This window comes from Sphingomonas sp. GlSt437 (assembly GCF_048015635.2).
GTDB lineage: Bacteria > Pseudomonadota > Alphaproteobacteria > Sphingomonadales > Sphingomonadaceae > Sphingomonas.
The window spans coordinates 1,778,790-1,793,515 of the sequence record NZ_JBPGYA010000001.1; the positions used below are offsets into that span (position 1 = coordinate 1,778,790).

15 protein-coding genes are annotated in these 14,726 nt (G+C 66.7%); 10 read left to right on the top strand and 5 right to left on the bottom strand.

Going from position 1 to position 14,726, the window contains the following annotated elements:
- The first annotated feature begins 90 nt into the window (after nucleotides 1–90).
- The 4 genes from ACLB0R_RS08815 to aguB are packed head-to-tail and all read left to right on the top strand — an operon-like array spanning nucleotide 91 to nucleotide 3,944.
- Complete coding sequence (locus tag ACLB0R_RS08815) at nucleotides 91–1,755, top strand: M28 family metallopeptidase (RefSeq protein WP_416642883.1); 1,665 nt, start codon at nucleotides 91–93, stop codon at nucleotides 1,753–1,755.
- Nucleotides 1,756–1,763: 8 nt separating this feature from the next.
- Nucleotides 1,764–2,732 (top strand): agmatine deiminase family protein, encoded by a 969-nt coding sequence (locus tag ACLB0R_RS08820; protein ID WP_416642884.1) that lies wholly within the window; start codon nucleotides 1,764–1,766, stop codon nucleotides 2,730–2,732.
- A complete protein-coding gene (locus ACLB0R_RS08825) occupies nucleotides 2,732–3,082 on the top strand; it encodes a DUF3147 family protein (protein WP_416643056.1) in 351 nt (116 codons plus the stop codon). The genes ACLB0R_RS08820 and ACLB0R_RS08825 overlap by 1 nt, the downstream gene beginning before the upstream one ends.
- 10 nt (nucleotides 3,083–3,092) lie before the next feature.
- Nucleotides 3,093–3,944, top strand: coding sequence for an N-carbamoylputrescine amidase (aguB, locus tag ACLB0R_RS08830; protein WP_416642885.1), 852 nt, complete (start codon nucleotides 3,093–3,095; stop codon nucleotides 3,942–3,944).
- Between the two features lie 223 nt (nucleotides 3,945–4,167).
- On the opposite strand, the gene ppc is transcribed toward aguB, so the two are convergent.
- Genes ppc through ACLB0R_RS08845 form a run of 3 tightly spaced genes read right to left on the bottom strand, consistent with a single transcriptional unit; the run spans nucleotide 4,168 to nucleotide 7,743 of the window.
- A complete protein-coding gene (gene ppc / locus ACLB0R_RS08835) occupies nucleotides 4,168–6,843 on the bottom strand; it encodes a phosphoenolpyruvate carboxylase (RefSeq protein WP_416642886.1) in 2,676 nt (891 codons plus the stop codon).
- 30 nt (nucleotides 6,844–6,873) lie between these two features.
- Entirely contained in the window at nucleotides 6,874–7,131 is a 258-nt protein-coding gene (locus ACLB0R_RS08840; RefSeq protein WP_416642887.1) for a hypothetical protein, read from the bottom strand.
- Between the two features lie 45 nt (nucleotides 7,132–7,176).
- Complete coding sequence (locus tag ACLB0R_RS08845) at nucleotides 7,177–7,743, bottom strand: HNH endonuclease (protein WP_416642888.1); 567 nt, start codon at nucleotides 7,741–7,743, stop codon at nucleotides 7,177–7,179.
- 128 nt (nucleotides 7,744–7,871) lie between these two features.
- Between ACLB0R_RS08845 and gluQRS the strand changes: the two genes are divergently transcribed.
- The 6 genes from gluQRS to ACLB0R_RS08875 all read left to right on the top strand — a co-directional run bounded on the left by gluQRS (nucleotide 7,872) and on the right by ACLB0R_RS08875 (nucleotide 12,795).
- Nucleotides 7,872–8,741 carry a tRNA glutamyl-Q(34) synthetase GluQRS gene (gene gluQRS / locus ACLB0R_RS08850; RefSeq protein ID WP_416642889.1) on the top strand — a complete coding sequence of 290 codons (870 nt, stop codon included), beginning with the start codon at nucleotides 7,872–7,874 and terminating at the stop codon, nucleotides 8,739–8,741.
- 9 nt (nucleotides 8,742–8,750) lie between these two features.
- Entirely contained in the window at nucleotides 8,751–8,978 is a 228-nt protein-coding gene (locus ACLB0R_RS08855) for a twin transmembrane helix small protein (protein WP_416642890.1), read from the top strand.
- Between the two features lie 21 nt (nucleotides 8,979–8,999).
- A complete protein-coding gene (locus ACLB0R_RS08860) occupies nucleotides 9,000–9,566 on the top strand; it encodes a cob(I)yrinic acid a,c-diamide adenosyltransferase (protein WP_416642891.1) in 567 nt (188 codons plus the stop codon).
- 51 nt (nucleotides 9,567–9,617) lie between these two features.
- A complete protein-coding gene (gene egtB / locus ACLB0R_RS08865; protein ID WP_416642892.1) occupies nucleotides 9,618–10,877 on the top strand; it encodes an ergothioneine biosynthesis protein EgtB in 1,260 nt (419 codons plus the stop codon).
- 1 nt (nucleotide 10,878) lies between these two features.
- Nucleotides 10,879–11,856: an L-histidine N(alpha)-methyltransferase gene (gene egtD / locus ACLB0R_RS08870; RefSeq protein WP_416642893.1), complete on the top strand. Its 978-nt coding sequence runs from the start codon at nucleotides 10,879–10,881 to the stop codon at nucleotides 11,854–11,856.
- Between the two features lie 69 nt (nucleotides 11,857–11,925).
- Entirely contained in the window at nucleotides 11,926–12,795 is an 870-nt protein-coding gene (locus tag ACLB0R_RS08875) for a 3-hydroxyacyl-CoA dehydrogenase NAD-binding domain-containing protein (protein WP_416642894.1), read from the top strand.
- Here ACLB0R_RS08875 and ACLB0R_RS08880 read toward each other — a convergent pair.
- Together ACLB0R_RS08880 and ACLB0R_RS08885 are read right to left on the bottom strand one after the other, a co-directional pair.
- Nucleotides 12,762–13,445 carry a TMEM175 family protein gene (locus ACLB0R_RS08880; RefSeq protein WP_416642895.1) on the bottom strand — a complete coding sequence of 228 codons (684 nt, stop codon included), beginning with the start codon at nucleotides 13,443–13,445 and terminating at the stop codon, nucleotides 12,762–12,764. The two genes, ACLB0R_RS08875 and ACLB0R_RS08880, sit on opposite strands and share 34 nt — an antisense overlap.
- Nucleotides 13,446–13,459: 14 nt before the next feature.
- Entirely contained in the window at nucleotides 13,460–14,725 is a 1,266-nt protein-coding gene (locus ACLB0R_RS08885; protein WP_416643057.1) for a NupC/NupG family nucleoside CNT transporter, read from the bottom strand.
- Between the last annotated feature and the right edge of the window lies 1 nt (nucleotide 14,726).

A 14,726-nucleotide genomic window follows, 5' to 3' on the forward strand; every position in this document is an offset into this window, starting at 1 on the left:
GCGATGCCAGCCTAGCGCGGATTACGGGCCGGGCAAGTCTCTTGTCGCGGCGCCGTGCCGCTGCCAGAAGCGGGCAAAATGGAGAGCGATATGATCCGACCGCGTATTCTTGGCGTTGTTCTGCCCGTTGCGGCTTTGGCAGCGGGCGCACCGCTCGCGGCCAAACCCGCGCCCCATGTCGCCGCGCCGGCCATCTCGGTCGAAACCCTGAAGCAAGTCGACAAGACGCTATCGTCCGACGCGTTCGAAGGGCGCAAGCCGACGACGCCCGCCGAAGACAAGACGGTCGCCTATATAATCGAGCGGTTCAAGAAAGCGGGGCTCAAGCCGGGCAATCACGGCCAATGGACGCAAGCGGTGCCGATGGTCGAGCTGAACGCGCAGCACGTCTCAGCGCTCAGCTTCAAGGGCGGCAGCGCGCCGCTCGACCTTGCTTATGGCGACGAGATGGTGATCGCGACCTACCGCGTCACGCCCAAGGTTGACGTGAAGGATAGCCCAGTCGTGTTCGTCGGCTATGGCATCCACGCGCCGGAACGCGGCTGGGACGATTATGCCGGCATCGACGTGCATGGCAAAACCGTCGTCATCCTGATCAACGATCCCGACTGGCAGAATCCGGATCGCAGCGGTCTGTTCGAAGGCAAGGCCGAGACTTATTACGGCCGCTGGATGTACAAGTTCGAGGAAGCCGCGCGCCAGGGTGCTGCCGCCGCGATCATCGTCCATGACACCGAGCCCGCCGCTTACGGCTGGGGCGTCGTCAAATCGAGCTGGACCGGCCCGCAGATCGAGCTCGATGAAAAGGGCGACCATCTCGACCAGAGCCAGGCAATCGGCTGGATTCAGCTCGACAAGGCCAAGGCGCTGTTCGCCAGCGCCGGCCAGGATTTCGATGCGTTGCAGGCGGCCGCCAAGCAGAAGGGCTTCAAGGCCGTGCCGCTCGGCGTGACCGCGTCGGTGTCGTTCGACAACAGCGTCCGCCGCCAGGCATCGAAGAACGTCATCGGCATTTTGCCGGGCACAGCGCGGCCCAATGATTATGTGCTCTACACCGCGCATTGGGACCATCTCGGGCATTGCACCCCGATCAAGGGTGACGGCATCTGCAACGGCGCGCTCGACAATGCGAGTGGCTCGGCCGGGCTGGTCGCGCTCGCCGAGGCGCACGCCAAGGCGGGGCCGGCCAAGCGCAGCCTCGTTTTCCTGTCCGTCACCTGCGAGGAATGCGGGCTGCTCGGGTCGCGCTATTACGCCTCGCACCCCATCTATCCGCTCAACCACACGGTCGGCGGCGTCAATATGGACGGGCTCAACGTGAACGGCCGGGCGCGCGATTTCGTCGTCATCGGCGCGGGCAAGTCCGAGCTAGAGGATATGATCAAGCCGATCGTCGCGGCGGAGGATCGCGTCATCTCGCCCGAACCCAATCCTGAGCGCGGGTCCTATTTCCGTTCGGATCACTTCAGCTTCGCCAAGAAGGGCGTGCCGATGCTCGACGGCGGATCGGGCGAGGATTTGCGCGTCGGCGGCACCGCGGCGGGGCATGCGGCGACGCTCGATTACATCGCCAATCGCTATCACAAGCCGCAGGACGAATATAATCCGAACTGGGATTGGTCAGGCGCGGTCGAGGACTTGACGATCTATTACCGTCTGGGGCGCGAACTCGCCAACGGCACGAGCTGGCCCAATTGGTACAAGACCGCCGAATTCCGCAGCATCCGCGATCAGTCGCGCGCCGAGGCCAAATAGGGCCGGCGATGGCGCATCCCGCCCAGCCCCCGGAATGGGCGCCGCACAAGGGCGTCTGGATCGGCTTTCCCAGCCATGCCGAGCTGTGGGAAGCCGATCTTGACCCGGCGCGCGCCGAAGTGGTGGCGTTCGCGCGGGCGGTGCACGCAGAGGGCGCCGGCGAGCATGTCATGCTTGTCGCCGCCGATGACGAGGCGGCGCGTGCGGCGCGCAAGGCGGCACCCTTTGCCGAGATCGTCGTCGAGCCGTTCGGCGATATCTGGCTGCGGGACACCGCCGTCATCATGGTGTCGGGCTATGAAGGCCGCGATTTCGGCTTCAACGGCTGGGGCGGCAAATATGATCTGCCCGGCGACGAAGACATCGGCGCGCGGCTGGCGCGGCGCAAGCACATCACCGCGCCGCGCTGCGACTGGATCCTCGAAGGCGGCGCGATCGATGGTGATGGCACCGGTATGGTCGTCACCACCGAGCAATGCCTGCTCAACCGCAACCGCAACCCCGGCATGGGCAAGACCGCGATCGAGGCGGCGTTGCGCGAGGATTTGGGGCATGACCGCGTCGTCTGGCTGATCGATGGCCTGCGCAACGACCATACCGATGGCCATGTCGACAATCTCGCCCGCTTCGTCGCGCCGGGCACGCTGGCCATCCCGGAAGGGGCCGACAATGATCCCAATTGGCGCGTCTATCAATCGGCCACTGAAGTGGCGGAGCGCGCCGGGCTGGCGGTCGTCCGCGTGCCGTCGCCGGGGCGGATCATGCATGACGAGCATGTCGTGCCGGCGAGCTATATGAATTTCTATATCGGCAATGCGGCGGTCGTCGTGCCGCTGTATGGCGCGCCCAACGATGCGGCGGCGGTCGCGGCCTTCGCCGCGCTGTTCCCGACGCGCGAGGTGGTGGGCTTGCGCGCTGACCACATCCTGACCGGCGGCGGCAGCTTCCACTGCATCAGCCAGCAGATTCCGGCGTGATGCTCGCGTTCGCGCTGCGCGCGGGCGTGTCGGGCGTGCTGATCGCGCTGGTCGCCTTGCTGGCGCGGCGCAGTCCCGCGCTGGGCGCGCTCGTCGCGTCGCTGCCGCTCGTCTCGGTGATGGGGATGATGTGGCTGTGGCACGACACGCAGGATAGTGCCCGGCTCGCTGCGCACGCCGAGGCGACGCTGTGGTATGTGCTCCCCTCGCTGCCGATGTTCCTGCTGATCCCCGCACTGCTGCGCCATGGCGTTTCCTTCTGGCCGGCGCTGGCGGCGGGTTGCGGTCTGACCGTGCTGCTCTATCTCGCCACAGTCGCCATCGCCGCGCGCTTCGGCGTGGCGCTTTAGGATTGCCGAGATGACCGAGATCACCGTCGCCGCGCTGCAGCTCGCCTTCGGGCCGGACACCGATCGCAACATCGCGCATGTCTCGCAGCTGGTGCGGGAGGCGGCGGCGCGCGGCGCGCAGGTCATCCTGCCGCCCGAGTTGTTCGAGGGCGAATATTTCTGCCGGGTCGAGGATGAGGGGCTGTTCGCCACCGCGAAGCCCACTGCCGAGCACAAGGCCGTGCTGGCGATGCAGGCACTCGCCGCCGAGCTCAAGGTCGCGATCCCCACCAGCTTTTTCGAGGCGGATGGCCCGCACCACTATAACTCACTGGCGATGATCGGCCCCGATGGCGCGGTCCAGGGCGTCTATCGCAAGAGCCATATTCCCGACGGGCCGGGCTATGAGGAGAAATTCTACTTCCGCCCCGGCAATACCGGCTTCAAGGTTTGGGAGGGGCCCGACAGAACTACGCTCGGCGTCGGCATCTGCTGGGACCAATGGTATCCGGAGACCGCCCGCGCGCTGATGCTGATGGGGGCGGATGTGCTGTTCTTCCCCACCGCGATCGGCAGCGAGCCGCACGACCAGAGCCTCGATACCGCGCGGCTGTGGCGCCGCGCAATGGTGGGGCATGCCGTGTCGAACGTTGTGCCGGTGGTCGCCGCCAACCGCATCGGCAATGAACACGGCCAAGTGTTTTACGGCACCAGCTTCATCACCGATGAGCGCGGCGATATCGTCGCCGAGCTTGGCCGCGAGGAGGAAGGCGTCATCACCGCGACCTTCGACCTCGACCGCGTCAAACGCCACCGCGCCGCCTTCGGCTTCTTCCGCGATCGCCGGCCCGAGCTGTACGGGCGGCTGGTGGCGGATATCTAGGGCGCGATCCTTGCCCGGGTCGGCGATTTGCCGTCCGGATGCCCGATCCGCTGTCCTACAGCCGCACCGCGCCTTATGGCTGAGCGGCGCTCTTCTTCGTCGTCGGTGCCGCTCTCTCTCTCGAACCGCGCCGGCCCGGTGGATCGGCTCCGCCGCGACCCCCATGGTCAGTGGGAACATTAGGGAACATTCGCCGAAAAAGACTTATATTTCAGTACTCTTTCTAACCGCTATTTCTCAATGCCGTCGCGATTGCGTTGATCGAGAGCAGGATGCCCTCGGCGATGCGCGGGTCGTCCTCACCGGCGCGGCGGCGCTTGATCAGCTCGATCTGGAGAAGGTTGAGCGGCTCGATATAGGGCAGGCGCAGGCGGATGCTGGCATCGAGCGTGGGGCTGTTTTCGAGCAGCCGGGTCTGTCCTGTTACGTCGAGCAGCCCGTCATGCGCCAGCGCCCAGCCGTCGCGGATGCGTGGGAAAATCGCGTCGGCCAGCGCTTGGTCCTCAACCAGCCCGGCATAACGCTCGGCAATGCCCATGTCGGATTTGGCGATCACTTGCTCCATATTGGCGAGCGCCGAGGCAAGGAACGGCCAGCCCTGCGCCATGTCTTTGAGCAGCGCCTTGTCGGGGAAAGCGGCGAGCGCCTGGCCGACGCCATACCAGCCGGGCAGCATCACCCGCGCCTGCGCCCAGCTGAACACCCAGGGAATGGCGCGCAGATCCTCGATCCGGTCGGATTTGGTGCGGCTCGCTGGCCGGCTGCCGATCTTGAGGCCTGAAATCTCGGCAATCGGCGTCATCTGGCGGAAGAATTGGCGAAAGCCCTCTGTGCTGTAAACGAGATCGCGATAGGCGTGGAACGCGGTATCGGACAGCGTGTCCATCGCGGCGGAAAAGCGCGTATAGTCCGCGTCGGAGAGGCGCGGCGGCTCCAAACTGGCGAGCAAGGTGGCCGATGCCATCGCTTCCAGATTTCTGAGCGCACTTTCCCGCGTGCCATATTTGCCGGCGATCACCTCGCCCTGCTCGGTGATGCGGATGCGGCCCTGCACCGTCCCCGGCGGCTGGGCGAGGATCGCCGCGAACGACGATCCGCCGCCGCGCCCGACCGCGCCGCCACGGCCGTGGAACAGCTGCATGCCGACGCCGGCGTCCGCAAACACCGGCGCCAGCGCGGTCGAAGCGCGGCTGAGGCCCCAGGTCGAGGTAAGGTAGCCGCCATCCTTGTTCGAGTCCGAATAGCCGATCATCACTTCCTGATGGCCACGCCCGCGGGCGATGGCGGCGATTTCGGGCAGCGCAAACCAGTCGGCCATGATGCCCGGCGCGGCCTCCAGATCGCCGATCGTCTCGAACAGCGGGACGGCCATGATCGCCGCGCTAGGCGGATCGCCGGGCTGATAGAGGCCGGCTTCCTTGAGCAGCAAATTGACTTCGAGCAGGTCGGACACCGACTGCGCCATCGAGACGATGTAGTTGGTGAGGCACGCCGGGCCGTAGCGCGCATGCGCTTGCGCCGCGGCACGCAGGATGGCGAGTTCGGAGCGCGTCTCGTCGCTATAATCGGCGAACGGGCTGACCAGCGGGCGCGGGCTGGCGAGCTCGCGGCGGAGCAGCGCGATGCGCGCGGGCTCGTCGAGCCCGGCATAATCGGGGGTGACGCCGGCGCCCTTCAGCAGATCGGCGACGACGCGCTCATGCACCGCGCTGTTCTGGCGCATGTCGAGCGTCGCCAGGTGAAAGCCGAACGTCTCGACCGCGCGGATCAGCCGGCCAAGCGCGCCGCCGGTCGCCAGCGGGCCGGCATGGTCGGCGGCGAGCCCGTGCGCGATCGCGACCAGATCGGCGCGCAGCTCGGCAGGCGCAGCATAGGGCTTGCCGGCGAGCGCGGAGGCGCGCGGGGCGGGCTTGCCGGTCAGCGCCAGATGCGTTGCGGCAAGGCGCGCGTAGATGCCGGTGAGCGCGCGCCGATACGGCTCGTCGGTGCGGCTCGCCGAGCTGTCGCCGCTCGCTTCGGCGAGCGCGGCAACCTCCGCGTCTATCGTGGCGTGCTCGCTGGAAATGGAGAGTTCGGCGCCGAGCGCGTGGACGGCATCGAGATAATGCTGCAGCACCGTCTCGCACGCCCGTGCCAGCGCGCCGGTCAGCGAGTCCGCCACCACGAACGGGTTGCCGTCGCGATCGCCGCCGATCCAGCTGCCCGGCTTGAGGAAGCTCGCCACCCGCATGCCGAGTGCGCGATCCCAGCGCTGGTAAAGCGCGGGCAGCACCGGCAGGAAGACGTCGCGCAGATAGCTGAGCGCCGTGTCGACTTCGTCGGCGACGAACAGCCGCTCGCGGCGCAGCACCCGCGTCTGCCACAGCAGCGCGATCTGGCGGAGGATTGCCTCCTCGACATTGTCGCCATCGGCCGTGGTGGTGGCGCCCGTGTCGCGCAGCTTCATCAGCGCGGCGATGCGGTTGCGGTGGTCGATCATCGACTTGCGGCGCACTTCGGTCGGGTGCGCGGTGAGCACCGGCGCGATCAGCGCGCCGTCGAGCAGGTTGGCGATGCGATCGGCGGGGATGCCTTGCTTGCCTAGTGTTTCGACCGCTTGCGCCAGATCGGCACCGGGCTCGGCGGCCACGCCCTGGCGATCCTCGGCCAGATTGGCGAGCATCGAGAACAGCATGAAGCCGCGCGTGAAATCGAGCGTCTCGTCCAGGCTCAGCCGCCCGAGCTCCATCGCCGTCGCGCCCGGGCCGGCGAGCCCGCGATGCCGCTCCACCGACGCCGAACGGATCGCCTCGGTCCGCTCAAACAGCGTCGCGCCGCCATAAGCGCGGATGACGTCGCCGAGCAGCGCGCCCAGAAAGCGGACATCGGGGTTATTGGCGATCGGGGCTGGGGAGGCCATGGCCCATGCTGCGCTGCAACAGCGCCGCGGTCAATTGCTCTTGACGCAGGTGTCGTCGCCCTTGCCGCCACTCTTCTCAACCGCCGGCGGCCGTGCGCGGCCCATCGTCCAATTGCTCTGCAGGCGGACTTGTGGATTAGGCGCGCACCAGATTTCGCCCGTCTCGTTGATCGCGGTCACCCAGACCAGATTATGCTCCTGGCCGTAGTCGATGACCGCGAAGGCGAAACCCGGTCCCTTGTCGAGCACATGGACGGGAATGGTCGGGTCAAGTTGTTGAAAGGCCATGCCGCCGATAACCCGGCAGCGACGGCCAAGTTCCGCTCGGCAGGTTCAGGCTTCGAGTTCGACGTCCCAATAAAGCCAGTCGCGCCACGTTTCGTGGAGGTAATTGGGCGGGAAGCGGCGGCCATGTTCCTGCAGATGCCAGCTTGTCGGGCGGATCGGCGCATAGGGCAGCGGCATGCCGGCTTGCTTGGGGGTGCGGCCGCCTTTCTTCAAGTTGCACGGCGCACAAGCGGTGACGACATTCTCCCAGGTCGTGCGGCCATGCTGGGCACGGGGAATGACGTGATCGAAGGTGAGGTCGCGCCCGGAGCCGCAATATTGGCACTCGAAACGGTCGCGAAGGAAGAGATTGAAGCGCGTGAAGGCGGGGAATTGAGAGGGTTTGACGAATTGTTTGAGCGCGATGACCGAAGGCAGCTTCAGCCTCGCGGTGGGACTTCGCACTTCCCGCTCATAATGCGCGACGATGTCGACACGATCGAGGAACACCGCCTTGACCGCGGTCTGCCAGGGCCACACGCTCAGCGGATAATAGCTGAGCGGGGTATAATCCGCGTTCAGCACCAGCGCCGGGCAACTGTCCGGATGGCGGATCACGTCGGGATGATACATTCGACCTCCCTTTGGGCCTTTGACCTGGCTCGGTTCACGCCGCCGCCTTTCGCCGACCTGCATGACGCCCTGATGACAGCACAGGCCGCGACTCGTGGTCAAGCGCCGAGTTCAGTATCGGCGGCGATATGATCGTCACGCGATTCGCGCCGAGCCCGACGGGGGCGCTCCATCTCGGCCATGCGCTCTCCGCGATCACTGCGCATGACTTGGCGCGTCGGGCGGGCGGGCGCTTTCTGGTACGGATCGAGGATATTGATGGCGCGCGCAGCCGTCCCGAATTCGTCGCGGGCATTCTCGATGATTTGGCCTGGCTGGGGCTTGGCTGGGATGGGCCGGTGCTCCACCAGTCGGCGCGGCTTGGGGCTTACGAGGCTGCATTGGAAAACCTGCGCGCGCTAGGGCTTCTCTATCCTTGCTTCTGCACCCGCGCCGACATCGCCCGCGAGATCGCGGCGAGTACCAGTGCCCCACAAGGCGGCGAGGGGGAGCATCGCTACCCCGGCACCTGCCGGAACCTGTCGGCGGAAGCGAGAGCCGCGCGTCTCGCTACCGAGCCGCACGCCTGGCGGATCGATATCGCGAAGGCGGTTGCGCTCGCCGGCGCAATCCACTGGGAAGACGCGGTTCTGGGCGCTCAGCGCGCCGATCCGCTGGCGGCGGGCGATGTCGTGCTCGCCCGCAAGGATGCGCCCGCCAGCTACCACCTCGCCGTCACGATCGACGATGCCGCGCAAGGCGTGACCGATGTGGTGCGCGGGCGCGATCTGATCGCGGCGACCGACATTCACCGGCTGCTGCAAGCGCTGCTCGGGCTACCAGCGCCGCGTTACCACCACCATCGGCTCATCGTTGATGCCGCCGGCAAGCGGCTCGCCAAACGCGATGGCGCGCCGACGCTCGCGGCGATGCGTGCGGCGGGCGAGGATGGCGTCGCGCTCGCCAATCGCTTGCGCCAAGGCGAACTGCCCATTGGCTTTCGCCTGTCGAGCGACTAGATTGTGGGCATGACAGTCTTCCTAGCCATTCTGCTCATTGCAGCGATGCTCGCAACGGTCGCAGCGCTGGTGCGCGGCATCGTCATTTTCCTGCGCACCACCGAGGAAGACCTGAAAGGCACCGGCCCCAGCGCGGCGGGCGTGCGGTCCAACAAGATGATGCAATTCCGCATCTTCTTTCAAGCACTCGCGATCATGATCGTGGTGCTGATCCTGTTCGTTACCGGCCGCACCTGATCGCGGGCGGGTGAGGGCCTGATGGTCAAGCTCAACCGCATCTATACCGGCACGGGTGACGACGGCACGACGGGGCTGGTCGATGGCTCGCGCGTGGCGAAGGACGATGCCCGGCTGGCCGCGATCGGCGATGTCGATGAGGCGAACAGCGCGATCGGCGTCGCCATTGTTGCGTTGGCAAGCGATCCGCTGGCAGCGATGCTGACGCGCGTCCAGAACGATCTGTTCGATCTCGGCGCCGATCTCGCGACGCCCGGCAGCGACTTTGCCGATGGCGGCGCGTTGCGGATCACGGCCAAGCAAAGCGCTCGCCTCGAAGACGAGATCGACGCGCTGACCGCACAGTTGCAACCGCTCACCAGCTTCATCCTGCCGGGCGGGTCACCGGCAGCGGCCGCGCTCCATCTCGCCCGCGCGATCGCGCGCCGCGCGGAGCGATCGGTGGTCGCGGCGGCGCGAACGGTGCCCCTCAATCCCGAGGTGGTGACTTATCTCAACCGCCTGTCCGATTTTCTGTTTGTAAGCGCGCGGGCCGCGAACAATATGGGGTCGGCAGATATTCTGTGGGTACCCGGCGCGTCGCGCTGAACAGACGCGCGCGGCGCGCGTTCTTGTCCGATACACAGGTGGTGAACGGCAATGGCAGGCAAGACGCAACCGGAACGGGCCTGCCCCGATCTCGCGCGGCAATTCGAGGCGGTACGCGGGCTTTCGCTATCGCTGGTCGCGCGCTTGTCCGACGCCGACGCGACCGGCCAATCGATGGCGGATGCCTCGCCCGCCAAATGGCATCTGGCGCATACGACATGGTTCCTTGAGACCTTCATCCTGCGCGATCACGTGCCGGGCTATCGGCTGTTTGATGAGCGCTGGCCGTTCCTGTTCAACAGCTATTATGAGGCGGAAGGCGCCCGCCACGCACGGGCGGCGCGCGGGCTGATCAGCCGGCCAAGCCTGAGCGAAGTGATCGCTTATCGCGCCGCGGTGGATGCGGCGGTGCTGGCCGCGATCGATACGCTGCCGCGACCGGCGCTCGATCTGATCGAGCTCGGCTGCCACCATGAACAGCAGCACCAGGAATTGCTGCTGACCGATATCCTCCATCTGTTCGCGCAAAACCCGCTGCAGCCCGCGCTGTGGCCGGCGGCGCGCAAGGTGCCGGTGGCGATGCCGGCGCCGCTCGGCTGGATCGAGCGGCCCGGCGGCATCGTCGAGATCGGTCATGACGGCGCGGGTTTCGCCTTTGATTGCGAAGGCCCGCGCCACGCAACGCTGCTTACCCCGCACGCCATCGCCGACCGCACCGTCACCAATGGCGAGTGGCAGGCGTTCATCGCCGATGGCGGCTATACCGATCCGCGCTGGTGGCTGTCCGACGGCTGGGCATGGGTGAAGAGCGAGGCGATCGAGGCGCCGCTCTATTGGCGGCGTGAGGAGGATGGCTGGACGCGCTTCGGGCTCGACGGCCGCCGGCCGATCGACCCCGCCGCGCCGGTAACGCATATCAGCTTCTACGAGGCCGATGCTTATGCGAGTTGGGCCGGCGCGCGCTTGCCGACCGAAGCCGAGTGGGAGGCTGCCGCGGCCGATGCGGATCCCGCCAGTGGCAACCAGCTCGACACCGCCGGCCCGGTCGAGCCGCGCCCCTCGGCCGGCGGCCCCGCCTGGTTTGGCGATGTTTGGGAATGGACCGGCAGCGCTTTCCGCCCCTATCCCGGCTTCACCGCGGCGGCCGGCGCGGTCGGCGAATATAACGGCAAGTTCATGAGCGGGCAGAGCGTGTTGCGCGGTGGCTCCTGTGCCACGCCGCGCGGCCACATGCGCGCCAGCTATCGCAACTTCTTTTATCCGCACCAGCGCTGGCAATTCACCGGCGTGCGTCTCGCCAAGGATTTGTAACGTGCTGAAGCAAGAAATCGAGGACGGCGAGGCGAGCCTTGCCGATCCGGCGTTTCGCGCCGATGTGTTGACCGGGCTGGCGTCGCGCCCGCGCGCCATCCCGGCGCGTTGGTTCTACGACCACCGCGGTTCGGAACTGTTCGAGGCGATTACCGATCTCCCCGAATATTACCCGACGCGGACCGAGCGCGCGATTTTGGTCGAGGCGGGGCCGGCGATTGCCGCTGCTGTGGGCCCCGGCCGCGCGGTGGTCGAGTTCGGCTCGGGCTCGTCGGCGAAGACGCCGCTGCTGCTCGGCGCGATCGAGCCGGCGGCCTATATTCCCATCGATATTTCCGGCGATTTCCTGCGCGAATCGGCGAGCGAGCTTGCCGCCCAATTCCCTGGCCTGCCGGTGCTGCCGATCGAGGCCGATTTCTTGCGGCCGATCGCCCTGCCCGACGGCATCGCCGCGATGCCGAAGCTCGGCTTTTTCCCCGGCTCGACCATCGGCAACATGATCCCGCATTCCTCGGTCGATCTGCTGCGGGCGATGCGCGCCTCGCTCGGCACCGGCGCAATGCTGCTGATCGGCATGGATCGGGTGAAGGATGTCGACGTGCTGGTTCGCGCCTATGACGATGCGGCAGGGGTGACCGCGCGGTTCAACCTCAACCTGCTCGAACGCATCAACCGCGAGCTTGCCGGCACGATTCCCGTCGATGCTTTCGCCCATCGGGCGATCTGGAACGACATGCGCGCGCGGATCGAAATGCATCTGGAAGCGACACGCGACGTTGCCTTCTCCATCGAAGGGCGCAACTTCGCGATGGCGGCGGGCGAGACGATCCACACCGAAAACAGCCACAAATATGGCGAGCGCGACGCGCGCATCCTGCTCCGCGCCGGTGGCTGGACGCCGATCAGCGAATGGACCGACGCCGAGGATCGGTTCGCGCTGATCCTGGCCGAAGCGCAGCCGCCGCGCCTGGCGCCGTAATCGCGCACCCTTGATCTTGGCGCGCGCCCGCTGGATAGGGCGGGCGCACGACAGCGGAAGGGCGAAGCAATGCAGACGATCGGCGTTATCGGCGCAGGCCAGATGGGGGCGGGCATTGCGCAGGTATCAGCGCAAGCCGGGTATCGCGTGATCCTGTCCGATGTCGATCAGGCGCGCGCCGAGGCGGGCAAGGCGGGCATTGCCAAGGCGCTGGGGCGGCTGGTCGACAAGGAGAAGCTTACCGCCGAGGCGCGCGACGCAGCGCTCGCGCTGATCGAGCCCGTCGGCGATGTCGCTGCGATGGCGCCGTGCGGCCTCGTCATCGAAGCGGCAACCGAGCGTGAGGAAATCAAGCGCGCCATTTTCGGGGCAGTCGGCAAGGTGCTAGCGGCTGATGCCATCCTCGCCAGCAACACCTCGTCAATCCCGATCACGCGGCTCGCGCAAGCCTCGCCCGATCCGGCGCGCTTCATGGGCGTGCATTTCTTCAATCCGGTACCGGTGATGGGGCTGATCGAGCTGATCCGCGGGCTCGCCACCAGTGACGCGACCGTCGCCGCGGTCGAGGCGTTCGGCAAATCACTCGGCAAGGAAATCGTCCACGCCAATGACGCGCCGGGCTTCATCGTCAACCGCGTGCTGATGCCGATGCTCAACGAAGCGTGCTTTGCGCTGGGCGAAGGCGTGGCGAGCGTGCGTGACATCGACACCGCCTGCCGCCTAGGCCTCAACCACCCGATGGGGCCGCTGACGCTGGCCGACTTCATCGGGCTCGACACCTGCCTCGAGATCACCCGGGTGCTGTTCGAAGGCACAGGCGACCCCAAATTCCGCCCCGCACCTTTGCTCGTCAAATATGTCGAGGCGGGCTGGTATGGCCGGAAAGCCGGCCGCGGCTTCTACGATTATTCGGGCGCGGAGCCGGTGCCGACGCGCTGACGCCGCCGCGCCAGCCGGTCGAGCAGGCGGTGATAAAAGGGAATCGAGATCAGCGACATTTGCGCCAGCGCCGGCTGCGACGCCGAAAGGGCGATGACGGTCGCCGTCGCGGCACCAAGGACGGTCGCGTATCCGCGGCGGCGCGTCGCTGCGATATCGGCGGCCTTCGCGTCCGCGCCGACCACGGGGGGCGATGTCGCCAGGCGCTGCACGCGGACGTTGAGCAGCGCGGTGAACGTCAGCCAGCCGCAATAAAGCACCACCGGCACGCGCTTGTTGCCATATTCGCTGACCAGCGCGGTGAAAAACGGCAGCGCCGCGATCGAAAACAGCAGCAGGATGTTGGCGGGCAGCAGCCGGTCGCTCCAGTGCGTCGCAAAGCGAAAAGCACGATGGTGGCCGCCCCAGAATGCGCCGATGACGAAAAAGCCGATGGTGAAGCCCAGAAAATTGGGGATCGTGTAGGCCAGCGCCTGGACGAACTGCTCATCGCTGGCCGTTTCGGGCAAAGAGGGAATATGCAGCTCGATCACCAGCAAGGTAATCGCGATTGCGAACACCGCGTCGGAAAAGAAAATCAGCCGCTCGAGCGCATGCTCGGGGCCATGCCGGTTTTCCAGTTCCACGCCGCTGTCGCTAGTGTCGACCATGGCTCCTCTCGGTTCTAGCTGATCAACAGCCCCGCCAGCGCTGCCGACATCAGGTTGGCCAGGCTCCCCGCCAGCAGCGCGCGCAGGCCCAGGCGCGCAATCGTCGGGCGTTGGTTGGGCGCAAGGCTGCCCGCGGACGCCATCTGGATCGCGATCGACGAGAAATTGGCGAAGCCGCACAGCGCGAAGGTGACGATCGCGGTGGTGCGCGGGCTCAGCGTCTTGATCTGGCCGAGGTCGATGAAGGCGACAAATTCGTTGAGCACGACCTTGGTGCCGAGCAAGCCGCCCGCCGTCGCGGTCTCATTTGCCGGGATGTTGAGCAGGTACATCATCGGCGACAGGATGACGCCCAATATCTGCTGGAACGACAGGCCCGGATAGCCGAGCGCCGCGCCGACCGCGCCCAAGATGCCGTTGGCAAGCGCAACCAGCGCCACGAAGGCGAGCACCATCGAGGCCACCGCGACCGCGATCCGCACGCCCGTCTGCGCCCCCATCGCGGCGGCCATGATCAGGTTGGCGGGCCGCTCGCTTTCGTCTTCGGGATCAACGACGCGCACCGCTTCCCCACCGCTCGCGACTTCGGCGGCGAGTGCGGGATCGTCGGGCATGATGATCTTGGCCATCAACAACCCGCCTGGGGCCGACATGAACGAAGCGGCGAGCAGATAAGGCAGCGACCCCGGCCCGAGCAACGCCGCATAGGCCGCGAGGATCGTGCCCGCGACGCCTGCCATGCCGACCGACATGACCGCGAACATCTGCGAGGGCGCCAGGCCGGCGAGATAGGGGCGGATGACCAGTGGCGCCTCGCTTTGCCCGACGAAGATGTTCGCCGCCGCGCACAACGCCTCGACCTTCGACACGCCGACGATCGCTTCGATCGCGCCGCCCACCCAGCGGACAATGAGCTGCATGATACCGAGATAATAAAGCACGCTCACCAGGCTGGCGAAGAAGATGATCACCGGCAGTGCTGAAAAGGCGAAGGCCGCGCCGAATTTGGGGTCGCTGGCGAGCGGCCCGAGGATCAGCTGCGTGCCCGCGCCGGCATAGCCCAGCAGCGCTGATACGCCGCTTGCCAGCCCTTGGATCGCGGCGCGGCCGGCGGGCACATAAAGCACCAGCGTCGCGGTCGCCGCCTGCAGCGCGAACGCCGCGCCGACGACGCGCAGGCGGATCGCGCGGCGATTGGTCGAAAACAGCACGGCCACGCCCAGGATGACGACGATGCCAGCAAGGCCGATCAACAGGCGTTGGGTTTGCTCGGGCAGCATC